This is a genomic window from Leucobacter sp. cx-42 (assembly GCF_014529985.1).
Classification (GTDB): Bacteria; Actinomycetota; Actinomycetes; order Actinomycetales; family Microbacteriaceae; genus Leucobacter.
Map to the genome: position 1 here is coordinate 76691 of NZ_JACVMU010000001.1, position 23138 is coordinate 99828.

At 63.6% G+C, this 23138-nt stretch carries 18 protein-coding genes; 9 read left to right on the forward strand and 9 right to left on the reverse strand.

What is annotated here, in order from left to right; all coding sequences use genetic code 11:
• Window positions 1–11: 11 nt before the first annotated feature.
• Window positions 12–1223: an imidazolonepropionase gene (gene hutI, locus ICM05_RS00330; RefSeq protein WP_188022574.1), complete on the forward strand. Its 1212-nt coding sequence runs from the start codon at window positions 12–14 to the stop codon at window positions 1221–1223.
• 21 nt (window positions 1224–1244) lie between these two features.
• Here the strand turns inward: hutI and ICM05_RS00335 are convergent, their stop codons facing one another.
• Window positions 1245–2087 carry an IclR family transcriptional regulator gene (locus ICM05_RS00335; protein WP_188022575.1) on the reverse strand — a complete coding sequence of 281 codons (843 nt, stop codon included), beginning with the start codon at window positions 2085–2087 and terminating at the stop codon, window positions 1245–1247.
• Window positions 2088–2166: 79 nt separating this feature from the next.
• Window positions 2167–3741 (reverse strand): histidine ammonia-lyase, encoded by a 1575-nt coding sequence (gene hutH / locus ICM05_RS00340; RefSeq protein ID WP_188022576.1) that lies wholly within the window; start codon window positions 3739–3741, stop codon window positions 2167–2169.
• Window positions 3742–3943: 202 nt separating this feature from the next.
• On the opposite strand from hutH, the gene ICM05_RS00345 reads away from it, so the two are divergent.
• Together ICM05_RS00345 and ICM05_RS00350 are read left to right on the forward strand one after the other, a co-directional pair.
• A complete protein-coding gene (locus ICM05_RS00345) occupies window positions 3944–4903 on the forward strand; it encodes an arginase family protein (protein WP_188022577.1) in 960 nt (319 codons plus the stop codon).
• Between the two features lie 11 nt (window positions 4904–4914).
• Entirely contained in the window at window positions 4915–6399 is a 1485-nt protein-coding gene (locus tag ICM05_RS00350; RefSeq protein WP_188022578.1) for an amino acid permease, read from the forward strand.
• A gap of 93 nt (window positions 6400–6492) precedes the next feature.
• Here the strand turns inward: ICM05_RS00350 and ICM05_RS00355 are convergent, their stop codons facing one another.
• The 3 genes from ICM05_RS00355 to ICM05_RS00365 form a co-directional block, all read right to left on the reverse strand.
• Entirely contained in the window at window positions 6493–7902 is a 1410-nt protein-coding gene (locus ICM05_RS00355; protein WP_188022579.1) for an amino acid permease, read from the reverse strand.
• Window positions 7903–7965: 63 nt separating this feature from the next.
• Window positions 7966–9231 carry a kynureninase gene (gene kynU, locus ICM05_RS00360; RefSeq protein ID WP_215401712.1) on the reverse strand — a complete coding sequence of 422 codons (1266 nt, stop codon included), beginning with the start codon at window positions 9229–9231 and terminating at the stop codon, window positions 7966–7968.
• A 77-nt stretch (window positions 9232–9308) separates the two neighbouring features.
• Complete coding sequence (locus ICM05_RS00365; RefSeq protein WP_188022580.1) at window positions 9309–10010, reverse strand: cyclase family protein; 702 nt, start codon at window positions 10008–10010, stop codon at window positions 9309–9311.
• A gap of 142 nt (window positions 10011–10152) precedes the next feature.
• Between ICM05_RS00365 and ICM05_RS00370 the strand changes: the two genes are divergently transcribed.
• Complete coding sequence (locus tag ICM05_RS00370; RefSeq protein WP_188022581.1) at window positions 10153–10617, forward strand: Lrp/AsnC family transcriptional regulator; 465 nt, start codon at window positions 10153–10155, stop codon at window positions 10615–10617.
• A 14-nt stretch (window positions 10618–10631) separates the two neighbouring features.
• On the opposite strand, the gene ICM05_RS00375 is transcribed toward ICM05_RS00370, so the two are convergent.
• Both ICM05_RS00375 and ICM05_RS00380 read right to left on the reverse strand, forming a co-directional pair.
• Complete coding sequence (locus ICM05_RS00375) at window positions 10632–11342, reverse strand: uracil-DNA glycosylase (protein ID WP_188022582.1); 711 nt, start codon at window positions 11340–11342, stop codon at window positions 10632–10634.
• A 5-nt stretch (window positions 11343–11347) separates the two neighbouring features.
• Window positions 11348–12157, reverse strand: a complete 810-nt coding sequence (locus ICM05_RS00380; protein ID WP_188022583.1) for an SDR family oxidoreductase — start codon at window positions 12155–12157, stop codon at window positions 11348–11350.
• A 151-nt stretch (window positions 12158–12308) separates the two neighbouring features.
• Here ICM05_RS00380 and ICM05_RS00385 point away from each other — a divergent pair, with 151 nt between their 5' ends.
• On the forward strand, window positions 12309–13628 hold the full coding sequence (locus tag ICM05_RS00385) for a bifunctional o-acetylhomoserine/o-acetylserine sulfhydrylase (RefSeq protein WP_188022584.1): 1320 nt from the start codon (window positions 12309–12311) through the stop codon (window positions 13626–13628).
• A gap of 167 nt (window positions 13629–13795) precedes the next feature.
• Window positions 13796–15007, forward strand: a complete 1212-nt coding sequence (locus tag ICM05_RS00390) for a homoserine O-acetyltransferase (RefSeq protein WP_188022585.1) — start codon at window positions 13796–13798, stop codon at window positions 15005–15007.
• 213 nt (window positions 15008–15220) lie between these two features.
• Here the strand turns inward: ICM05_RS00390 and ICM05_RS00395 are convergent, their stop codons facing one another.
• Window positions 15221–16270, reverse strand: a complete 1050-nt coding sequence (locus ICM05_RS00395; RefSeq protein ID WP_188022586.1) for a hemolysin family protein — start codon at window positions 16268–16270, stop codon at window positions 15221–15223.
• A complete protein-coding gene (locus tag ICM05_RS00400; RefSeq protein WP_188022587.1) occupies window positions 16267–17616 on the reverse strand; it encodes a hemolysin family protein in 1350 nt (449 codons plus the stop codon). The genes ICM05_RS00395 and ICM05_RS00400 overlap by 4 nt, the downstream gene beginning before the upstream one ends.
• A gap of 248 nt (window positions 17617–17864) precedes the next feature.
• On the opposite strand from ICM05_RS00400, the gene ICM05_RS00405 reads away from it, so the two are divergent.
• From ICM05_RS00405 to ICM05_RS00415, 3 genes are read left to right on the forward strand one after another with little or no spacing between them, the layout of a single operon-like run.
• Window positions 17865–21593: a multifunctional oxoglutarate decarboxylase/oxoglutarate dehydrogenase thiamine pyrophosphate-binding subunit/dihydrolipoyllysine-residue succinyltransferase subunit gene (locus ICM05_RS00405; RefSeq protein ID WP_188022588.1), complete on the forward strand. Its 3729-nt coding sequence runs from the start codon at window positions 17865–17867 to the stop codon at window positions 21591–21593.
• A 7-nt stretch (window positions 21594–21600) separates the two neighbouring features.
• A complete protein-coding gene (locus ICM05_RS00410; RefSeq protein ID WP_188022589.1) occupies window positions 21601–22422 on the forward strand; it encodes a GntR family transcriptional regulator in 822 nt (273 codons plus the stop codon).
• Window positions 22419–23126 carry a cache domain-containing protein gene (locus tag ICM05_RS00415; protein WP_188022590.1) on the forward strand — a complete coding sequence of 236 codons (708 nt, stop codon included), beginning with the start codon at window positions 22419–22421 and terminating at the stop codon, window positions 23124–23126. The genes ICM05_RS00410 and ICM05_RS00415 overlap by 4 nt, the downstream gene beginning before the upstream one ends.
• The last annotated feature ends 12 nt before the right edge of the window (window positions 23127–23138 follow it).

Here is a 23138-nt window from a genome sequence, read left to right on the forward strand (position 1 = left end):
AAGAAGGCACGATGTCTGACTCCATCCTCATTACGAATATCGGCGAGCTGACCACCAACGATGATGCGAACGGCGGCCGTCTCCACGACGCCGCCGTCGTCATCGAGGGTGGGCGGATCGCCTGGACCGGTCAGGCGGCACACGCCCCGGCGGCAGATACACACGTTGATGCCGCCGGTCGCGCGGTGCTCCCTGGCTGGGTAGATTCGCACACCCACATGGTCTTTGCGGGCGACCGCACGGCTGAGTTCGAGGCGCGGATGGCAGGTGAGTCCTACGCCGCGGGTGGCATCAACGTCACGGTTGACGCCACCCGCGCTGCGACCGACGCCGAGCTCGCCGCAAATCTCACCCGGCTGGTCGACGAAGCCAGGCGCGGCGGCACCACCACGCTCGAGACGAAGACCGGGTACGGTCTGACGGTCGCTGACGAGCTGCGATCAGCACGCGTCGCCGGCACGGTTGCCGACGCGGTGACGTTCCTTGGGGCGCATCTGGTACCTGCTGGGGCGGATCCGCGCGCCTACATCTCCCTCGTCACTGGCGAGATGATGACCGCGGTCGCACCCCACGTGAGCGCGGTAGACGTGTTCTGCGAGACCGGCGCGTTCGATGGCGACGCCTCGCGTGAGGTGCTCGCGGCTGCGCAGGCGCACGGCCTCGCAACTCGCGTGCACGGCAACCAGCTCGGGCACGGCCCCGGCGTGCAGCTCGCGGTCGAACACGGCTCACTCAGCGTCGATCACGTCGCGTTCCTCACGCCCGGCGACATCGATGCGCTTGCGGACTCGTGGACCGGCGGATCGCGCGGCACCGTCGCGACAGTCCTCCCCGCATGCGATCTCTCGACCCGGATGCCGCTCGCGCCAGCTCGCGCGCTGGTCGACGCCGGCGCCGTGATCGCGCTCGCGTCGAACTGCAACCCTGGCACCTCGTACACGAGCTCGATGGCGTTCTGCGTCACGACGGCTGTGTTGCAGATGCGCCTCACCGTTCAGGAGGCGGTGCGCGCAGCGACGCTCGGTGGCGCGGTCGCGCTCGGGATGCACGAGGACGGATGGATCGATCCGCGCGGCGTCGCCCAGCCACGGGTCGGCGTGATTGCGCCTGGCGCGCGAGCCGATCTGCACCTCATCAGTGCTCCGTCGGTAACGCACCTCGCGTACCGTCCGGGCATGCCGCTGACGGCAGGGGTCTGGCGCACGGGCGAACGGATCGTCTAACCCCGCCGCGAGGCTGCCTCGCTACGAAGTGACACGACGACCGTGGATGCGCGCTGACAGCGCCTCCGCGGTCGTTCGCACGTCTGCGGCGAGCGCGGAGACCTGTGCCTCGGTGAGGCGCTGCTCGGGAAACGTCACCGCGATTGCAGCGACGGGCCAGCCGCGGTGGTCGAGTACCGGGATACCTACCGAGGCGAGGCCGTCAGTAATGTCGCCGCGTTCGAGGGCATAGCCCCGGTTCAGGGTGTCATCGAGAATCGAGCGCAGCCGCGAGTATCGGTCGATCTGTTCTGGCGAACCGACTCGGCTCACGAACGCATCGCTACTCGGATAGAGCGCGCGCACCTGCGCCTTCGGCATCATCGAGAGGATCGCTCGACCGCTCGCGGTGAGGTGCATCGGCAACCGCACGTCAACGTCGGTGACGAGCGGAGGTGAGCCAGCCGCGCGCTCCTCAATCACGTAGAGCACATCTCGTCCGTGCGGCACGGCGAGGTGACCGCTCACGCCAACGCGGTCGACGAGCGCGGCGAGCAGCGGCCGGCCGATGCGGGTAAGGGGTTCCTGACGTTCGTACGCCGAACTTAGCGCGACCGCGGCAATGCCGAGGCCGTAGCGTCGTTCTTCTGGCAGGTGCATGACGTAGCCGTGTTCTTGCAGCGTGCCGAGCAGGTGGTACACCGTTGAGCGAGGTAGTTCGAGCTGTGCGGCAATCATCGTTGCGGCCATCGGTCCGCGTGAGGTCGCGAGCAGATTTAGGATCCGTAGGGTCTGGTCAGCGGCAGGGACCTTCGACGTCGCGAGCGGCGGTGCCGCCGCGTCTGCGCTTCGTCGGGTTGCCCCCGTGGGGTGATGCTCGTTCATGCTCTCGCTTTATGTTCGGCACTGAATGCGATGGGTGCCCTGTGAGTTAATCACAGGGCACCCATCGGGAACCAGCAGGCTAGGCGAACTGGCCAGCAATGACCTGTTCTGCAGTTTCGCGCACGGCTCCGGTCGCGACGAATGAGGTTGCCGCCTGGATCGTGGGCGACAGGAAGGAATCGGTATCGGGTGCGCTGATCTCGGTGCGGAACAGGGCGTGGATCGCCTGCGTCACCGCCGCGGGATCACCGGCACCAGCTGCCTGCGCACGGAAGTCGAGTGCGCGGGTCGACGCGAGGAGCTCGATGCCGAGCACGCGTGACAGACCGTCAATGCCGCGGCGCAGCTTGCGCGCCGCGTGCCAGCCCATCGAAACGTGGTCTTCCTGCATCGCCGACGACGGAATCGAGTCGACCGAGGCTGGCACTGCGAGGCGCTTCAGCTCTGACACGATGCCTGCTGCTGTGTACTGCGCGATCATGAGTCCCGAGTCGAGGCCAGCATCTGCCGCGAGGAACGGCGGCAGGCCGTGGTTGCGAGCTACGTCGAGGAAGCGGTCGGTGCGACGCTCCGAGATGCTTGCGACGTCAGCAACAGCGATCGCGAGGAAGTCGAGGACATACGCGACGGGTGCGCCGTGGAAATTGCCGTTCGATTCGACGCGGCCATCGGGTAGCACGACGGGGTTGTCGATGGCCGAGCGGAGCTCGATCGCTGCCACCCGCGAAGCATGCTCAGCGGTGTCACGAGCGGCGCCGTGCACCTGGGGTGAGCAGCGGAGCGAGTAGGCGTCTTGCACACGGGTGAACTCGCCCTCGGTCGGGCGCTGGACGAGGGTCGAGCCCTCAAGCACGCGAAGCATGTTCGCAGCGGCACGGCCCTGACCGGGATGCGGACGGAGCTCGTGCAGATCCGCCGCGAATACTGCGTCGGTGCCAGTCAGCGCCTCGACGCTCGCTGCGGCAGCGATGTCAGCCGTGACGAGCAGCGACGAAAGATCGTGGAGCGCAAGGCACAGCATGCCGAGCATGCCGTCAGTGCCGTTAATGAGCGCCAGGCCCTCCTTCTCAGCGAGCACGAGCGGCTCGATGCCGGCTGCGGCGAGCGCTTCAGCTGCAGGAATCGGAGCGGAGTGCGGATCGCGGCTCACCCGCACATCGCCCTCACCCATGAGCGTGAGCGCGCAGTGTGCCAGCGGGCTGAGGTCGCCCGAGCAGCCGAGCGAGCCGTACTCGTGCACGACCGGGGTGATGCCTGCGTTAATAATCGCCGCGTAGGTTTCGACCACGACCGGGCGCACACCCGTGCGGCCCGAGGCAAGGGTGTTGAGGCGCAGCAGCATGAGGGCGCGAACCACCTCGCGCTCAACCTCGGCACCGGTGCCAGCTGCGTGCGAACGGATGAGGCTGCGCTGGAGCTGCTGGCGCTTCTCAACGGGAATCTGCACCTTTGCGAGCGCGCCGAAGCCGGTCGAGACGCCATAGTGCGGGCGGCTATCGTTTGCGAGGTCTTCGATGACCTGGCGGCTCGCAGCGACACGTTCGAGGCCCGCTGCGGCAATCTCGACTCGAGCGTCTGCACGGGCGACGTTTACGACATCGGCGATGGTCAAGGGGTCGGCGCCAAGGACGACAGCTTCGGGGAGATTATTCATAGTCCGATTCTGAGCGCGCCCGTGCCCTTATTCCACAAGAAACTCCCGTCAAGTGTCTGGGATCCCAGACACTTGACGTTTCGCTCCGTAGAATTGAAGCTATGAGCCGCAGTCCCGCCAACCTGACGAGTCTGGTATCCCAGACGAAAGCGGGATCTACCCCCTTGATCGACCACAGCACGCCGATGCTACGGTCACAAGCATGAGCAACGATGCCGTAATTCCGAAGCCCCTGTCCCATGATCCTGCGTGGCCCCGCACGGGCAACTGGGCCAGCGCCGAGACCGCACCAGCTGACCTCATCGTCGTCGGAATTCCGACCTCGGCGACCTCGCTGTCTCCCACGAACGCCCATGAGACCCCCGCAGCGATCCGCGCCGCACTGCAGCGCTACTCCAGCCATGTTGTCGCAGCAGGGTCACCAGCCACTCGCGGTGCAGAGCGTGAGCTCGTGCTCGACGAAGCACTCCGCATCCTCGATGCCGGTGACGTCGACTCCCCCGATACTGAAGAAGGCGAAATCGCAGCAACCGCGTACGTCCAGGCGCTCGCCGCGAAGGCTGAACTCGTCGTCGCACTTGGTGGCGATAACGCCCTCACCGTGCCAGCCGCCCTCGGCGTCGCCGGCGACCAGCTCGCGACCGCAGGGCTCATCACCCTCGACGCGCACCACGACCTTCGTGACGGCCGCTCGAATGGTTCCCCCGTGCGTCGCCTGGTCGAAGCGGGTCTCGACCCCACCCGCATCGTGCAGATCGGCATCGCTGACTTTGCCAATTCCCGCGCATATCGCGAGCGAGCAAAGCAGCTCGGCATTTCGGTGATTCACCGCACTGAACTTTTCGAACGCCCAATTTCGGCTATCGTCGAAGAGGCTCTCAGCATCGCGGGCTCGGCAGGTGGCCCGATTCACGTTGATCTCGACGTGGACGTCTGCGATCGTTCGGTCGCACCTGGGTGCCCGGCCTCGATTCCCGGCGGAATCCAAGCGCACGAACTCCGCAGCATCACCCGACTGCTCGCGGCCGATCCTCGCGTGCGTGGTGTCGATCTCGCTGAGGTTGATGCCACTGCCGATAGCGCGGATCAGCGCACAGTGCGGCTCGCCGCCCTGTGCGTCCTCGAAGCAGCAGCCGGTCTCGCCGAGCGCCTCGGCAAATAGTAGGAAGCATCATGGGTCACACAGACACCCCCGCTCAGGAAGCAACCCTGAAGCGCGGTCTCACCGCACGTCACATTCGGTTCATGGCACTCGGCTCGGCCATCGGCACGGGTCTGTTCATGGGATCGTCAAGCGCGATTCAAACGGCGGGCCCCTCGGTGCTGCTCGCCTACATCATCGGCGGCGCAGCGGTCTTCATGGTCATGCGCGCCCTCGGTGAAATGGTTGTGCGCTACCCCGTCTCTGGTTCGTTCGGTCAGTACGCCTCGCGCTACATTCACCCGTTCGCAGGGTTCCTCGTTGGCTGGAGCTTCGCATTTGAGATGTTCCTCGTCGCGGTCTTCGACGCCACGGCGGTCGGCGTCTACATGAGGTTCTGGTTCCCAGACGTCTCGCAGTGGATCTGGGTGCTCGCGGTCATCTTCTTCCTCGCGGCGATCAACCTCGTTGGTGTGAAGGTCTTCGGAGAGCTTGAGTTTTGGTTCTCGCTCCTGAAGGTCACCGCAATCATCGTCTTCATCGCCGCGGGCATTGGCGTCATCCTGTTCGGCTTTGGCAGCGCAGACAATTCGAGCATGGGTCTGCACAATCTCGTCGACCACGGCGGCTTCATGCCCCACGGTATCGGCGGTTTCCTCGCGTCCTTCACCATTGTGATGTTCGCTTTCGGAGGCATCGAGATCATCGGCATCACCGCTGGCGAGGCACAGAACCCCAAGCAGGTGCTGCCGAAGGCGATCAATTCGGTCCCCGTACGTATTCTGCTCTTCTACGTGCTCACCCTCGGCGTCATCATGTGCATCCAGCCGTGGGTCGACATCACGGGTGACACGAGTCCGTTTGTATCGATCTTCGAGTCGATCGGGTTCCAGGCAGCAGCAGCGGTCTTCAACGTCATTCTCATCACGGCCGCACTGTCGGCAATGAACGCTGATGTGTACGGCGCTGGCCGCATGATTCACGGTCTTGCCGAGCAGGGCCACGCACCCCGGGCGTTCATGCGTACCACCCGGAACGGCGTGCCCATCATGACCGTGCTCGCAATGATTGTCGCGCTCCTCATCGGCGTCGTGCTCAACTTCCTCTACCCCGACCAGGTGCTGTTCTTGCTCGGCGCACTCGCGACCTTCGCGACGGTGCTCGTGTGGCTCGTCATTCTCATCGCGCACATTCGTATGAAGCGCGAGGTCGAACGTGAGCACCGACTGCCGAGCGAGTTCCCCGTGCCACTCTGGCCGGTCGGCTCATACCTTGCCGTGGCGTTCATCCTGTTCGTCATCGTCATGGTCGGCATCGTGCCCGAGTCACGCCCTGCGCTCTGTGTCGGACTCGTCTGGATCGCGCTGCTCGCGGTCTGCTACAAACTTTTCGTGCCGGCGCGAGGTCGCCTGCCGTTCCAGCTCGTTGACCAGACCGAGCGCATCCACGTGGTGCAGCCGTCGGCAGCCGACGTAGCCGAGCGCGCTGCGGCAGACGCCGCGTCCGACAAGCAGTAGTTCCCACTGCACGCAAGCAGGGCGGCCCCGAGAATCTCGGGGCCGCCCTGCTTGCGTTTCACTACCGCTGGAAAGCCGCCAGCGCGACCGGTGTTACTCGGTGGGAGCTGATCCGCGCACCACGGTGATCGGTGTGGTCTTGCGGCTCTTCCGGAGCACGAAATAGGCAATGATCGTGAGAGCGAGGCTGCCTGCACCGAAGGGCAAGGTGGCCCAGAACTCCTGGGTGAACGCGGTCGAGACTGCGACAGCGATCATCATGAGCGCACCAACCCAGGCGCCGATCTTCGTGAAGCTCATCTTGTAGTCGAGCGTCTCACCGCGCTTCGCGTAGTAGCGGCGGAATGCGATGTGCGTGATGAAGATGAGGCACCAGGTGAACATCGCACCGAACATCGAGATCGCGAACATCAGTGTGAACGCCTGCTCTGGTACGAGCACGTAGATGATGGTTGCCACCGCGATACCAGCCGTGGAGAGCGCAAGGGCGTTGAGCGGGCTGCCGTTCTTGGCCACCTTGCCGAAAGCCTTGGGGGCTTCGCCAGCACGCGCGAGCGAGAACATCATGCGGGTCGAGATATACAGCTGGCTGTTCATCGCAGAGAGGGCCGCAACGATGACGACGAAGTTGAGAATCGAGTCTGCGAACGGGATACCAACGACCTGCATGACCGTCACGAAGGGGCTGCCACCCTCGAGGATTTCGTGCATCGGCGCAATCGACACGATGAGCGCGAGCGTGAGGAAGTAGAAGATGACGAGACGAAGAATCGTCGAGCGGAACGCCTTCTTCACGGCCTTCTCAGGTTCCTTCGCCTCGCCAGCAGCGACCGCGATCATCTCGATGCTCAGGTAGCTGAAGATCGCCACGATCACCGCGAACCAGGTGCCGGTGAACCCGTTGGGCATGAAGCCGCCGTCTGCCGTCCAGTTCTGGAAGCCGTATTCCTGCTGCTTGCCGGCAAAGAAGACAAGCCAGATACCAATAATGATGAACGCGAGAATCGCGAACACCTTGATCGTCGAGAACCAGTACTCCAGGGTGCCGAAGCTCTTCACGTTCATCGCGTTGACGAGGATGAGTGCGGCTGAGAAGACCACCACCCAGATCCACGGTGGAACGCCAGGGAACCACAGCTGCATGTACTCACCGATAGCGGTGACCTCAGTGCCGACCGCGAGCACAATGCACAGCCAGTACATGTAGCGGGTGAGGAAGCCCCAGATGGGACCGAGGTAATACTCTGCGTACGCTCCGAATGAGCCCGAGGTAGGGTGCTTCACAGTCATCTCAGCGAGTACGCCCATGAGCATGAGTGCAATGAAGCCACCGATGAGGTAGCTGATAATGACGCTCGGACCGGCGAACCCGATCGCGAACTTACTGCCGAGGAACAGGCCGGTACCGATTGCGCCGCCCAGCGCGATCATGCCCAGCTGGCCCGAGGTCAGGCTTTTCGCGAGACCGATCTCGCGCGTTTGAATGTCTTTGAATTCCTGCATGTTTTCTTCTCCGTTCGCACCCGACCGCACCATTGCGGCCGGACACACAGCTAGGGATACGGCCTACGTCACCGCGCCGCGGATCTGGAACTCAGGCGCACGCCACAGCTCCTCGTCAAGCACGCGACGCAGGGTCTCCACCGAGTCCCACACATCTGCGAACCCGATGTACAGCGGGGTAATGCCGAAACGCAGCACCTCAGGTTCGCGGTAGTCGCCGATGACGCCGTTCGCGATGAGGGCCTTCATCACTGCGAACCCCTCGGGGTGACGCAGGCTGACGTGGCTGCCACGCTCGTCCTCATCGAGCGGAGTGACGAGCGTGAGCGGGTGGTTCGGGATCCGCTCTTCGACCAGCTTGATGAAGAGCGACGTGAGTGCAAGCGACTTCTTGCGCAGCTCCGCTTCGTCGACGCTCAGGGCGATATCGACGCCGACCTCCATGGTCGCGAGCGAGATGATCGGCTGCGTGCCCACGAGGAATCGGCGGATCCCCTGGCTCGGCTCGTACGACACCGACATGTCGAAGGGCTTCGAATGCCCCCACCAGCCCGCGAGGGGCTGCCATGCGCGATTGACGTGGCGATCCGCGACCCAGATGAAGGCGGGTGAGCCGGGGCCACCGTTGAGGTACTTATACGTGCAGCCGACAACGAAGTCGGCGTTCGCCTCATCGAGACGAATCGGGACCGCGCCAGCCGAGTGGCAGAGATCCCAGATCGAAAGCGCGCCAGCGTCCTGGATCTTGCGCGTCACGCGTGCCATGTCCCACAGACGACCCGAGCGGTAGTTCACCTGCGTCAGGAGCACCGCGGCGACGTCGTCACCGAGTGCGGCGTCAAGTGACGCCTCGTCGTCGATAAGACGGAGTTCGTACCCACGGTCGAGGAACTTGATGAGCCCCTCCACCATGTAGAGATCAGTCGGGAAGTTCTCACGCTCCGAGATGATGACCTTGCGCGCAGGGGCATCCTGCGACTGAATGTCGAGCGCTGCACCAACAGCCTTGAAGACATTGATCGAGGTGGTGTCGGTCGCGACGCAGGCACCGGCCGCGCCACCGAGGAGACGTGCGATCTTCTCGCCAATGCGAACGGGGAGGTCGAACCAGTCGTTCGTGTTCCAGCTCGCAATGAGGTCGGTGCCCCACTCGCGCGAGATCACGTCGTTCGCACGCGCACTCGCGTCCTTCGGCAGCACACCGAGCGAGTTGCCGTCGAGGTAAATGACTCCCTCGGGCAGCGCGAACTTGTCACGGTACTGCGCGAGCGGATCGGTCGCGTCAGCGGCAACACAGTCCTCGCGGGTAACGATGGTCGAAACGGTCATGGGATGACTCCTTCGTCTGGGATGGATGAGTCGGCCGAGTAGTGGCCAGAAGAGGTGTGGAGATGCCCCGGATCGCGCTACGTGCGCAGCACCGCTCGCACTGGCGCAGCATCGGCGCCAGCCCACGCAACGGGAAGCGCCGCGAGATCGCCAACACCCTCCGGAACTGCGGCGAGCGCAAGCCCCTCGAGCATGACGACGCCACCAGCGATGGCCGCGTGGTGCGCGGGCAAGCCTTTCGAAGTGAGCGGGTCAAACGAATCAATGTCGATACCGATCAGTCGCCCGCCCTGCCCCGCAAACCAGGTCACAAACTCAGGGTCGAGTCCAGGCGAGTCCGGCAGCCAGTCGTTTCCTGGGGCGGATCGGTGCCGCAGCAGCACCCGTTCGACCGTCATCTGTGCCGCGCTCGCCGCAGCGGGATGTGCGGGCGCTGTCTGCTGTGTGCGCTGCAGGAGCTGTGCGATCCGCGCCCGGATTGCGGCAACCGGTGCTGGTCCGTGCGGTATGTTCGTGCGATCGACGAGATCGGCGACATCGAGCACCAGGCAGTCACCGATGCACGCATCGAGCGGGATCGCCTCCGCCGTTGCCGCACCATCGACGACGTGGGCCGGGGCATCGATGTGTGCGCCGATGTGAGACGTGGTCGTGACGGTACCAACGTTGACCGATGAGCCGTCGGCGATGCGCCAACGCTCGGCACGGGTGAAGTCTTGATCGCCCGGCCAGTGCGGGGTCTCCGGCGTCACGATGGGACTGAGATCGTAGAGTGGCACCGAATTCCCTCCGTCGCGATTCGAGTTGGTTGCCTTAGTTTGCCAGTATGTCCGAATTGGGTCTGGCCATTTCGGAAGGAATCCGAGAAACTGGCAATTAATCGTAAAAGTTTCAGTTTTTTACGCGTATTGGGAGCCGATTTTGAGCACAGTTCACCTCACGGACATCGACCGCAAGATCGTGACCGCACTCGCTCGCCACGGTCGCATGCCCTACAAGGAGCTTGCGGCGCAGGTGGGAATCCCGACGTCTACCTGCCACGGCCGTGTCCAAGCGCTCGAGGAGCGCGGCGTGATCCGCGGCTACCAGGCCGACATTGACCCCGAAGCCCTCGGCCGGGCAGTGAGCGCGCTCATTCTCGTTGCCGTGCGCGCGGATCAGCGCGACCAGGTCCCGGTACTCGCAGAAGACCTGCGCTCGGTGCCTGGGGTGCAGCAGGTGTTCCTCATCGGCGGCGAAAAGGATCTCGTGCTCCACGTGTCATGCGAAAGCGTCTCAGCATTGCGCGCGCTCATCGCCGAGCACCTGAGCAATCGACCCGCGCTCGCACAGACACAAACACAAATCGTGTTCGAGCATCTCTCCGGCCTGCAGCCGGTCTCATGAGGGACGGGTTACGCCTAGTCGTCCCACAGCGTCGCCTGCGGCACGCGCCAATCGATCGTGTCAATCCCCTGCGCACTGAGGGCGGCGTTTGCACGGCTGAACGGTCGCGAGCCGAAGAACCCGCGCGATGCAGACAGCGGTGACGGGTGTGCGCTCTCGATGATCTCGACGCCGGCAAGCAACGGTGCGAGCTTGCGCGCATCCGCTCCCCACAGCACTGCGACAAGCGGGCCACCACGCTTTGCGAGGGCGCGGATCGCGACCTCGGTTACCGCCTCCCAGCCATGACCGCGGTGCGAGCCGGCCTCCCCCGCGCGCACCGTGAGCACGCGATTGAGGAGCAGCACGCCCTGATCAGCCCAGGAAGTGAGGTTACCGTGATCCGCCGGTGCGATCTCCAGGTCAGTCGCGAGCTCACGATAGATGTTCGCAAGGCTGCGCGGCAGCGGCCGCACCTCCTGCGCAGTGGAGAAGGACAACCCGACCGCGTGGCCAGGTGTCGGGTACGGGTCTTGACCGACGATGAGCACGCGCACGTCGGCGAGGGGCTGGGTGAAGGCGGCGAAGATCCGCGCCTCGTCTGGAAGCACCACCTCGCCTGCCGCGCGTTCGGCAGCCTGGAATTCAAGCGCGGCCGTGAGCTCGGCCTCGACCGGGGCGAGTGCCTCAGCCCAGTCCGCAGCCATGCGACCGGTGGCGACGAGATCGGCGAGTGTTGCTGCCACCGGGGTCACTCGGCGGTACGCGCTGCGAGCGGGCCGCGACGCGTGTGGAAGACACTGGACTGCGCGACCGGGCGGATCACAATGAGGTCCTGATTCACGTGGGGCGGCTGCTCGAAGGCGTTCACGAGCACTCGCGCGACATCTTCCGGCTGCAGCGGGGTGACGTCAACGTACGGCTTCTCAGCTGCAACAGCGTCGCCGCGCAGCCGGTTCAGGGTGAACTCCTCCGTGTGCACGAGGCCGGGGGCCAGCTCCATGACGCGGATCGGCTCGCCAGCAAGCTCGTGCCGCAGCACCTCGGTGACGGCGTGCGCCGCATACTTCGCCGCGTTGTAGCCACCGCCACCGGGGTACGCGCTGTGACCAGCAGTCGAGGTGAGGTTCAGAATGGAGGCCCACCCGTGCCCGGCATCGACGCCGGTGGCCTCGGGATCCGCGTGCTCAGTCGCAGCGCGCAGGATCGGCAGCATGGCGGCAGTCACCGTACGCAGGCCGATCACATTGACCTCAAACATTGCGCGCCAGTCATCGTTCGACGCGTCCTCAACGCGCTCCGTGCCGAGCGCACCACCGGCATTGTTCACGAGCGCATTCGCGCCGCCAGTGCGGGCAACCTCAGCGGCCATCGCAGCAACCTGCGCCTCGTCTGTCACGTCACACACGATGACGTGCGCGCCGGTCTCAGCTGCGAGCGCCTGCAGGCGGTCTGCACGGCGCGCGACCGCGACCGTTTCCCACCCCAGTTCGGCAAAGCGACGCACCGTTGCAGCGCCAATTCCTGAGCTTGCTCCTGTGACAACAACGCGATTGCGCATGGGGACTCCATTCGTGCAAAACAGCACCCGGTCGGGATTCTGGCTCAAGGTTACACTTCGTGTCGTATTGCGTTGCTGGTTGTGTGGGAACCTTTTAGTGTCTTACTCAGACCTACACCGCCCACATCTTTTCACTATCGGGGGATCCAACATGACTGAACCGACCGCCTGGAGCTTTGAGACCAAGCAGATCCACGCTGGCCAGCAGCCCGACCCAACGACGGGTTCGCGCGCGCTGCCGATTCACCAGACGACCGCATTCGTGTTCGACAGCACCGAGCAGGCAGCAAACCGCTTCGCACTCGCTGAGTTCGGCCCGATCTACACGCGCATCACCAACCCCACGCAGGACGTTGCTGAGCAGCGCCTCGCAGCGCTCGAGGGTGGCACCGCAGCACTCCTGCTGTCGAGCGGCCAGGCAGCATCGACCTTCGCAGTACTGAACATCGCGAGCGCAGGCGACCACATCGTGTCGTCGGCTTCGATCTACGGTGGCACCTACAACCTCTTCAAGTACACCCTGGGCAAGCTCGGCATCGAGGTCACCTTCGTCGAGAACCAGGATGATCCCGCAGAGTGGCAGCGTGCCGTTCGCCCGAACACGAAGCTCTTCTTCGCTGAGTCGATCGCCAACCCCCGCACCAAGGTGCTCGACATCCGCACTGTCGCAGACGTCGCACACGAAAACGGCGTGCCCCTCATCGTCGACAACACCGTCGCAAGCCCCTTCCTCGTGCGTCCGCTCGAGCACGGCGCTGACATCGTGCTCCACTCGGTCACGAAGTTCCTCGGCGGCCACGGCACCACCCTCGGTGGCGCAATCATCGACGGCGGCAAGTTCCCCTGGTCGCAGCACGTCGAGCGCTTCCCCGACCTCACCGAGCCCGACGCTTCGTACAACGGCGTCAGCTACACCGGTGCAGTCGGCGACGGCATCGCATACATCATCAAGGCACGCGTGCAGCTGCTCCGCGACCTCGGTTCGGCAATCGCGCCCCTCAGCGCATGGCAGCTCCTCCAGGGCGTCGAGACCCTTTCGCTGCGCATGGAGCGTCACACCCAGAACGCACAGGACACCGCAGAGTGGCTCGATTCGCACGCCGACGTTGCGACCGTCTACTACGCAGGCCTCCCCACCGATCCGAGCTACGCAGCAGCAAACACCTACGCACCCAAGGGCGTCGGCGCAGTGCTCTCGTTCGAACTCAAGGGCGGCGTTGAAGCTGGCAAGGCATTCGTGAACTCGCTCGAGCTCTTCAGCCACGTCGCAAACATCGGCGACGTTCGCTCGCTCGTCATTCACCCCGCATCGACGACCCACTCGCAGCTCACCCCCGAGCAGCAGCTGTCGGGCGGCGTGACCCCCGGCCTGATCCGTCTCTCGGTCGGCCTCGAGCACATCGACGACATCAAGGCAGACCTCGAGCAGGGCTTCGCAGCCGCTCGCGCGGTCGTCGCAAACAACGCGTAACCTTCGACTACGCACGCACCACGCGGGCGCTGCCTGAGCTCCATTTGGGGCCCGGGCAGCGCCCGCGTCGTTGTGTGTGGCGGGGCGCGCGGATCCGCCACCACTCCCCCCAGCCCGGTTCCGTAACATTGGCACGCGAATTTCGGAACCAGGCCACAATAGGGAGTATGGACTGGCAGACACCCGAGGATTCATTTCCCACCGACTTCATCACCGACGCGCAGTTGCGCGCGCTCATGGGTCGTCCGCCGATTTCCGGCGGCTGGCGGGACGGCGACCCGGTTGGCGATCGCCAGTTCCTGAACATTGGATCGCTCGATACGGAGGCCGGTGAACACATCCCCCACGTGCGCATCGCGTACGAAACTTTCGGCGAGCTCAACGAGGCGCGAGACAACGCAATTCTCGTCTTCCACGCGCTCACCGGCGACAGCCACCTCGTTGGTCCGGCAAGCTCCGGACACGCAACGAGCGGCTGGTGGGAAGAGATCGTCGGCCCAGGCAAGCACCTCGACACCGACAAGTACTGCATCATCGCACCCAACGTGCTCGGCGGCTGTCAAGGATCGACCGGCCCGGGGTCACTCGCGGCCGACAACCGCGAATGGGGCGGCCGATTCCCCTACCTCACCATCCGGGACCAGGTGCACGCGGCGGCCCGCTTCACCGAAGCGCTCGGTGTTCCGAAATTTGCGGCAGTGATTGGCGGATCGATGGGTGGCATGCACGCCCTCGAGTGGGCCATCATGTACCCGGAACGCGCAGAGCGCCTCGCGGTGATCGCGTCACCGCCCGTCACCACGGCGGATCAGATCGGTCTGAACCTCGTACAGCTCGAAGCCATTCGTTCTGACCCCGCCTACCGCGGCGGCAACTACTACGACGCTCCAGACGGCATCGGCCCGCACCACGGCCTCGCCACCGCACGTCGCCTCGCGCTACTCAACTACCGCAGTAACCGCGAGCTCGACGAGCGATTCGGCCGGTCGTGGCAGTCGGCGGTGAGCCCGCTCGGCAAGGGAGGCCGCTTCGCCGTCGAGTCGTATCTCGACTTCCACGGCAACAAATTCACCCGCCGCTTCGACGCAAACAGCTACCTCACACTCGTGCAGGCCATGAGTTCACACGACGTCGGTCGCGGGCGTGGTGGCGTGCGCGCTGCACTCACCACGATCACTGTTCCGACGCTCGTAATCGGCATCCCGAGCGACCGCTTGTTCACGCTCGACGGTCAAGACGAGATTGCGTTGCACGTGCCCGGCGCCCTCGACGGCGATCAGGCTGTGCGGCTGGAGTCGCCCTTCGGCCACGATGCGTTCTTGATCGAGTTCGAGTTCGTTGGCGCGCAGCTCACGCGGCTGCTCGGGGTTGCGGTGTAAGCTCCTCAGTTCTTGAGCCAACCCCGCGAAAAGTTTCTTGCGCTCAGCCTGCGAAAAGTTTCTTACGCTCAGCCTGCGAAAAGTTTCTTACGCTCACCTCGCGAAAAGAGGTGTTTCTACCGAGATAGGGTCTTTCATACGCATGAAAGTGGCTTTTTCGGGAGAAACACCCCTTTTCGCGGGGTTGACCCACTCCGCAAGTGGGGGCTGAGACTACGCGTACTTCTGGCGACGCGTCGCGTCGTGCACCTCGCCGACGAGCTCTTCGATGACGTCCTCCAAGAAGACCACACCGAGGTCATCGGCAGTCGCCACGTCTTGCACGCGGGCCACGTGGATGCCGCTCGCCTGCATCTCAGCAAGGAGATCTTCAAGGTCCATCGATGCAGGAACCCGCATCATGTCACGAATACGCTTTGCGGGAATAGGGTCGTTGATACGCGAATCCTGGATGCGCACGAGGTCTTTGATGTGCACGTAGCCGTGCAGCGCACCGCTCTCGTCCGCAATCGGGTATCGAGAAAAGCCCTGCTTCACGACCGCAGCTTCAACATCGGCTGGCGTCGCGTCCATCGGCATCGTCACCAGCTCGGCACGGGGCACCAAGACATCGCCCGCATGCTTCGCAGTGAACTCAAAGGCTGCAGACAGCGCCCCGCTCCGATCCTCAAGCACGCCTTCGCGGGTTGAGTGGCTCACGATGTTCGCGACTTCCTCGAGCGTGAACGTGCTGTTGGTCTCCGATTTCGGCTCAACCTTGAAAAGGCGCAGCACGCCGTTCGCAATCGCGTTCAATCCCGCAATGAGCGGCTTGAACACCTTCGAGACGAGCACGAGCGGCGGAGCGAGCAGCAACACGGCCTTGTCAGGCATCGAGAACGCAGCGTTCTTCGGCACCATCTCGCCGAGCACGACGTGCAGGTACGACACGAGGGTGAGCGTCAGGATGAAGGCAACAACGTTTACCGTCGCCACCGACATGCCCGTCCAGGCGAGTGGCCCCTGCAACAAGTGGTGAATCGCCGGCTCAGACACGTTCAGAATAAGCAGCGAGCAGACCGTAATGCCGAGCTGACTCGTCGCGAGCATCAGCGTCGCATGTTCCATCGCGTAGAGCGCGGTGATGGCGCGCTTCGAGCCGGCCTCGGCCTTAGGCTCGATCTGTGAGCGGCGGGCTGAGATCACGGCGAATTCCGCGGCAACAAAGAATGCGTTCGCAGCGAGCAGCACTACGAGCCACACAATTCCGGCCCAGTCGTTCATCGTCGTTCCTCCTCTCGCTCAGTCACCAGTTCGTCTTCAAATTCCTTCGGCAGCGGGGCCGCGATGTAGCGAAGCCTCGCGATGCGGTGGCCTTCCATGCGTTCAACCCGAAGCGTTGCGCCGCTCGGCAGGTGTGCCTCGTCGCCGACTTCCGGGATCCGCCCCAGTTCCTGGAGCACCCAGCCAGCGGCCGTGTCGTACTCACCGTCGTCAGGGATTTCGATGCCGGTCTGTGCGAGAACTTCGTCAGGACGCAGGTCGGCGGGGAAGGTCATTTCTTCGGCGGATCCGACAACGCCAGCCGATGCTCGGTCGTGTTCGTCGGCGACCTCGCCGATGATCTCCTCGACAAGGTCCTCGAGGGTGACCAAGCCGGCGGTGCCACCGTATTCGTCAACGACAATGGCGGTCTGGTAACCCTGTTCACGAAGCTCGCCGAGCAGCTGGTCGAGACGCATGGTCTCGGGTACGCGCAGTTCGTCTTCAGCAAGTGCAGCAACCGGGACGTCGGCTCGCTTTTCGCGGGGAACGGCAACCGCCTGCTTCACGTGCACGATACCGACGACGTCATCGCGATCCTCGTCAATGACGGGGAAGCGAGAAAAACCGGTACGGCCAGACAGCTCAAGCACTGCGCTCGCGGGTTCGAGACGCTGAATGCTCTCCATTTTGAGTCGCGGAGTCATGACGTCTGCCGCGGTGAGCTCTGCAAATCGCAGGGTGCGGTCAAGCAGCGTCGCCGTGTCAGCTTCAAGCAGACCCGCGCTCGCTGAGTGGCGTACGAGTGACGATAGCTCTTCGGCGCTGCGGCTCCCACTCAACTCTTCGACTGGCTCGATGCCGACGGCACGTAGCAGCGCGTTCGCACTGCCGTTAAGCACGGCAATCGCCGGCCTGAACACGGCAGTAAATGCGCTCTGCAGCGGCACCACGAGTCGCGCGGTTGCCAGCGGCATTGCAATTGCAAAGTTCTTGGGAACGAGCTCGCCGATGATCATCGAGAAAATGGTCGCGATTGCGACGGAAACTGGCACGGTAATGACGCTTTGGAAGGACGATGAAACGCCCATCGCAGTGAGCGGTACCTGCAGCAGCGTGCTGACCGCCGGCTCAAGCGTGTAACCAGCGAGCAGCGTGGTCAGCGTAATTCCGAGCTGAGCTGCAGACAGGTTTGTCGACGTATGCGCAAGCGCACGAATCACCCGGTCAAGGCCGGTCTCGCCTGCGTCTCTGCGCCGTTCGAGGTCGTGCCGATCAAGGCCAACCATCGCGAACTCGGCGGCGACGAACACGCCTGTGCCGAGGGTGAGGAGAATTCCGACGAGAAGGAGCCACCACTCGTTCATCGCCACCCCCAATGGGGAAACTGATGCCGCGCAAATGCACGGCTACTACTCGGGGGGTCTGACGATCTTCGAGGGCCTGCGTCCATGATTCAAGAAACATTACCAGTCAGATCCTGAAAATAGATGGGTGTTTCCAAACTTTTTCCACCCCAAAACCCCGTAGGCTAGAGACGCGAAGGAGCGCCGTAGCTCCTTCTGTGGCATCAAAGACGCGCCCTGTTACGGGCGTGACATGAGAGGAAGTAGCTGTGGCTGAGCACACGAGCACGACTGATCACGACGGATCCGCCGAGGACTTCGGCGCAAACGCTTGGCTTGTCGATGAGATGTACAAGAAGTTCATCGTCGACAAACACTCCGTAGATGCATCGTGGTGGCCGGTTCTTGAAGCATTGACCGCTGAGGAGAACGCGGCATCTGCTGCCGCGCCCGCAGCCGCCGCACCTCCCGCACCCGCGCCCACAGCTGCAGTTGTTCCCACAGCGACCACGCCGATTCCGACGCAGCAGGCAACTCCAGCTCGCACGACGAACACGGCGCCTCGTCTGACCCCTATCCCGGCAGATGCCCCGCATCGCGGCGCGAGCGCCGCAGTGCCAGCCGAAACTGCTGAAGACTCGGCTCCCGTGACGACGCCGCTCCGCGGCATGTCTCGCACTCTCGCAAAGAACATGGACCAGAGCCTTTCGGTCCCGACTGCAACGAGCGTGCGTACGGTTCCCGCCAAGCTTCTGATTGACAACCGCATTGTCATCAACAATCACATGCGTCGCAGCCGCGGCGGCAAGGTGTCCTTCACACACCTGATTGGCTGGGCAATCATCCAGTCGCTCAAGAGCTTCCCCGCGCAGAACGTTGCGTACGGCGAGGTTGATGGCAAGCCTGCCGTTATCTCCCCAGCGCACATCGGTCTCGGCATCGCGATCGACGTTCCCCAGGCCAATGGCGACCGGGCGCTCCTTGTCCCGTCGATCAAGCGCGCAGAAACGCTCACGTTCAACGCATTCCTTGATGCGTACGAAGACCTCGTGCAGCGCGCTCGCGGCGGCAAGCTTGGCGCCGCCGACTTCCAGGGCACGACGATCTCGCTCACCAACCCCGGTGGCATCGGTACCGTGCACTCGGTTCCCCGTCTCATGCCCGGCCAGGGCAGCATCATCGGTGCAGGCGCACTTGAGTACCCCGCTGAGTTCCAGGGATCCTCCCCCGAAATTCTGAACAACCTCGGCATTGGCAAGACCATCACGCTCACGAGCACCTATGACCACCGGGTCATCCAGGGCGCCGGTTCTGGTGAGTTCCTGAAACTCATCCATGAGCGTCTCACGGGCGGCCACGACTTCTACGAAGAGGTCTTCGCAGCGCTCCGTATTCCGTACAAGCCCGTGCAGTGGGGCCAGGACATCCACGTTGACATCTCCGGCGCAGTCGACAAGTCGGCACGCGTGCAGGAGCTCATCAACTCGTTCCGCGTTCGCGGCCACCTGATGGCTGACACCGACCCGCTTGAGTACGTGCAGCGCACGCACCCCGACCTAGAAATCGAGTCGCACGGTCTGACCTTCTGGGACCTCGATCGCGAGTTCGTCACCGGCGGTATCGGTGGCAAGCGCTCGATGAAGCTCCGCGACATCCTGGGTGTGCTCCGTGATTCGTACTGCCGCAAGATCGGCGTCGAGTACATGCATATCCAGGATCCGGCTCAGCGCATGTGGATCCGCGAGCAGCTCGAGGTTCCCTACGCGAAGCCCGATCACGACGAGCAGATGCGTATCCTCGAGAAGCTCAACGAGGCTGAAGCTTTCGAGACCTTCCTCCAGACGAAGTATGTTGGCCAGAAGCGCTTCAGCCTTGAGGGTGGCGAATCGGTCATTCCGTTCCTCGATGCGATGCTCATTGACGCCGCAGAAGACGGGGTCGACAGCGTCGATATCGGCATGGCACACCGTGGCCGACTGAACGTGCTTTCGAATATTGCGGGCAAGACCTACGGTCAGATCTTCCGTGAGTTCGAGGGCGCACAGGCCTCGACCGGCTCTGGCGACGTGAAGTACCACCTCGGTACGACCGGTGTCTTCACCGCACCGAACGGCACCCAGGTCCCGATCCACCTCGCTGCGAACCCCTCGCACCTCGAGACGGTCAACGGTGTTCTCGAAGGCATCGTCCGCGCGAAGCAGGACCTCAAGCCGATTGGTTCGTTCACCACGCTCCCGATCCTCATTCACGGCGATGCCGCGATGGCGGGTCAGGGCGTGGTCTACGAGACTCTCCAGATGTCTCAGCTGCGCGGCTACCGCACCGGTGGCACGATCCACATCATCATCAACAACCAGGTGGGCTTCACCACGCTCCCGAGCGATTCTCGCTCGGCGGTGTACGCGTCAGACGTCGGAAAGGTTGTGCAGTCGCCAATCTTCCACGTCAACGGTGATGACCCCGAGTCGGTTGTTCGCGTTGCGCGTCTCGCATACGAGTTCCGTCAGCGCTTCCACGTCGATGTCATCATCGACCTGGTGTGCTACCGCCGTCGCGGCCACAACGAGGGCGACGACCCCTCGATGACCCAGCCGCTCATGACCGACCTCATCGAGGCGAAGCGCTCGACGCGTCGTCTCTACACCGCAGGCCTTGTCGGCCGTGGTGACATCACTGAGGAAGAGTACGAGAAGGCGAAGCAAGACTTCCAGAACCGGCTCGAGCTTGCGTTCATGGAGACGCACGCTGCCCAGACCGGCTCGATTCCGATCATTGAGACCATCGTCCCCGAGACGAACCTCACGCCTGAGCCCGTCACTCCCCCGGTCGTGCTTGATACGGCCGTCGATCGTTCGATCATTGAGCGGATCGGTGACGCCCACATCAACCCGCCGCAGGGCTTCACCGTGCACAAGAAGCTGCAGCGCCTGCTGACGAAGCGTCACGAGATGAGCCGTAACGGCGGCATCGACTGGGGCTTCGGTGAGTTGCTCGCGCTCGGCTCGCTTCTCATCGAGGGCACCCCGGTGCGCTTCGCGGGTCAAGACGCACGACGCGGCACCTTCGCACAGCGTCATGCGGTCTTCCACGACCGTGCGAACGGCCAGGAATGGATCCCACTGCTCAACCTCTCGGAAGAGCAGGCTCGCTTCTGGATCTACGACTCGCTCCTCTCGGAGTACGCAGCGCTCGCATACGAGTACGGCTATTCGCTCCAGCGCGAAGACGCACTCGTCGCATGGGAGGCGCAGTTCGGTGACTTCGTCAACGGCGCCCAGTCGGTGGTCGATGAGTTCATCTCGTCAGCTGAGCAGAAGTGGGGCCAGCGTTCGTCGGTCATCATGTTGCTCCCCCACGGGTTCGAGGGTCAGGGCCCTGACCACTCTTCAGGACGCATTGAGCGCTTCCTCCAGCTTTGCGCTGAGGACAACATGACGGTCTGCCACCCGTCGACGCCTGCGAACTACTTCCACCTGCTGCGTCGCCAGGCCTACGCTCGGCCCCGCAAGCCGCTCGTCGTCTTCACCCCGAAGTCGATGCTGCGCCTGCGTAACGCCACCTCGAGCGTTGAAGACTTCACGACCGGCGCTTTCCAGCCGGTGATCGATGATGCGCGGATCACCGATCCCGCAGCCGTCGAGCGCGTGGTCCTCACCTCGGGCAAGGTCACCTACGACATTCTCGGTGAGCTCGAGAAGCACCCCGATCCCCGCATCGCGGTCGTACGCCTTGAGCAGTTCTTCCCGATTCCCGGGGCAGAGCTCTCGCAGATCCTCGCGAAGTACCCGAACGCTGAGCTGGTGTGGGTACAGGACGAGCCTCAGAACCAGGGCGCGTGGCCGTTCATTGCACAGTGGTACCCCCGCCACATCACGGATCAGCGTTCGTTCTCGGTTGTGTCACGCCGCGCTTCGGCCGCGCCGTCAACCGGCTCGGCAAAGATCCACGCGCTTGAGCAGGCTCAGATCATCGAGCAAGCTACGCGCTTCGAGGATTGATTCTCAGGTGAACGCTTGGGGGCAACCGTCACTCGGTCAGACCGCGGCTTCGCTCGACACTGATGCTCAGTCGTCGAGCGTCGCCGCGGTGACGCAGAGCATCTCATCGGCGATCTCGATGGGCATGCTCAGCGTGGGTGAACGGCTGCCGCCCGAGATTGACCTTGCGCATCAGTTCGGGATCGCAGTGGCGACTCTGCGGAAGGCGCTCGCCCAGCTTCGTGAGCAGGGCGTCGTTGAAACGCGTCGTGGGCGCAGTGGTGGCACGTTCATTGTGCAGACCCCGTTCCCCAAGCCAGAGGAGCTGTGCGCGTCGCTTGAACGCACGAGCGTGATCGCGCTCCGCGACTTCTTTGATGAGCACGCAGCGATCTCCGGGATGGCCGCTCGTCTCGCTGCGGAGCGCACCCAGCTCGGACAGCGCACGCGCCTCGCGGAGTTCGCCTTCCAGGCCCGCGATGCCCGCACCATGCGTGACCGCGCGATGGCTGACAGCCGCTTCCACTTTGAAATCGCGGTGCTGAGCCAGTCGGCACGGCTCCTTGCCGCTGAGCAGCGACTCCAGTCTGAGCTTTCCCCGTTCCTGTGGTGCGACGAGGTCTGCAGTGCTTCAACGCACCTCGCATTCACTGAACATCTCGCGATGGTGATGGCGATCGAGCAGCAGGATGCCGAGACCGCAGAGCGTCTCGCGGTCGAGCACGTGCACGGCAACATGCACCTCATCATCACTGGCAAGTTGGCCCTCAACCGCAAACAGCTTGATGGCAGCGATGCAGCTCGCCAAGCGACTGGGGCTGTCCGATCTGGCACGAAGGGGAAGCAATGACCGCTTCGCTCCGCACCCAAGGAACCGTCGAGGCGGTCAACGCCTGGTTCACCGAGCGATTCTCACGCCTGGCTGACCTCTCCGATCGGTTTCTCGCAAAGATTGACCTGAATTCCGGTGGCCTGATCGATGTCACGGCAAGCATGCAGCGTCAGCTTCGCTTGATCGCTGAACAGTATCTTGAAGACAACGCATCGGTAGACGGCTGCGGACTCATCTTCTCGCGGACAGCAATGGGCACCGAGAACGGCCACATCGAGTGGTGGGTCCGTGAAGACGAGCAACGGTTCGCTCGCTACTCGTTTGGCGTCGTGCCCGGCGGTGACCGCTACTACGATTACGAACACCACGAGTGGTTCATTCGCGCGTTCCACGAGGATGTCCCGGTGTTTGTCGGGCCGTACCTCGACTACCTCGGCGTCGAAGCATACGTGACCACGCTGACTCTGCCCGCGACGCTCAACGGTACTCGCATCGGCGTCGTCGGCAACGATATTCAGCTCGCAGACCTCGAAAAGAGCCTGCTGCCGCTGCTGCTCGGATGCCCCACTGACGCGATTCTTATTGGCACACACAACAACGTGCTCATCAGCAATTCGGCGAATTACCTGCCCGGCGCGCAGGTCCCCAACGATCTTGCTGGGTTCCGCCGGGTGTCGGTAGAACCGCTGAGTATCGGGCTTGAACTGCTGCTTGCCGAGTAGCTGATGAGCACG

What these genes read in the sequence shown, in the direction of transcription:
- hutI (WP_188022574.1), top strand. Translation starts at nt 12, where the DNA reads ATGTCTGACTCCATCCTCATTACGAATATCGGCGAGCTGACCACCAAC.
- ICM05_RS00335 (WP_188022575.1), bottom strand. Translation starts at nt 2,087, where the DNA reads ATGAACGAGCATCACCCCACGGGGGCAACCCGACGAAGCGCAGACGCG.
- hutH (WP_188022576.1), bottom strand. Translation starts at nt 3,741, where the DNA reads ATGAATAATCTCCCCGAAGCTGTCGTCCTTGGCGCCGACCCCTTGACC.
- ICM05_RS00345 (WP_188022577.1), top strand. Translation starts at nt 3,944, where the DNA reads ATGAGCAACGATGCCGTAATTCCGAAGCCCCTGTCCCATGATCCTGCG.
- ICM05_RS00350 (WP_188022578.1), top strand. Translation starts at nt 4,915, where the DNA reads ATGGGTCACACAGACACCCCCGCTCAGGAAGCAACCCTGAAGCGCGGT.
- ICM05_RS00355 (WP_188022579.1), bottom strand. Translation starts at nt 7,902, where the DNA reads ATGCAGGAATTCAAAGACATTCAAACGCGCGAGATCGGTCTCGCGAAA.
- kynU (WP_215401712.1), bottom strand. Translation starts at nt 9,231, where the DNA reads ATGACCGTTTCGACCATCGTTACCCGCGAGGACTGTGTTGCCGCTGAC.
- ICM05_RS00380 (WP_188022583.1), bottom strand. Translation starts at nt 12,157, where the DNA reads ATGCGCAATCGCGTTGTTGTCACAGGAGCAAGCTCAGGAATTGGCGCT.
- ICM05_RS00385 (WP_188022584.1), top strand. Translation starts at nt 12,309, where the DNA reads ATGACTGAACCGACCGCCTGGAGCTTTGAGACCAAGCAGATCCACGCT.
- ICM05_RS00390 (WP_188022585.1), top strand. Translation starts at nt 13,796, where the DNA reads ATGGACTGGCAGACACCCGAGGATTCATTTCCCACCGACTTCATCACC.
- ICM05_RS00395 (WP_188022586.1), bottom strand. Translation starts at nt 16,270, where the DNA reads ATGAACGACTGGGCCGGAATTGTGTGGCTCGTAGTGCTGCTCGCTGCG.
- ICM05_RS00400 (WP_188022587.1), bottom strand. Translation starts at nt 17,616, where the DNA reads ATGAACGAGTGGTGGCTCCTTCTCGTCGGAATTCTCCTCACCCTCGGC.
- ICM05_RS00415 (WP_188022590.1), top strand. Translation starts at nt 22,419, where the DNA reads ATGACCGCTTCGCTCCGCACCCAAGGAACCGTCGAGGCGGTCAACGCC.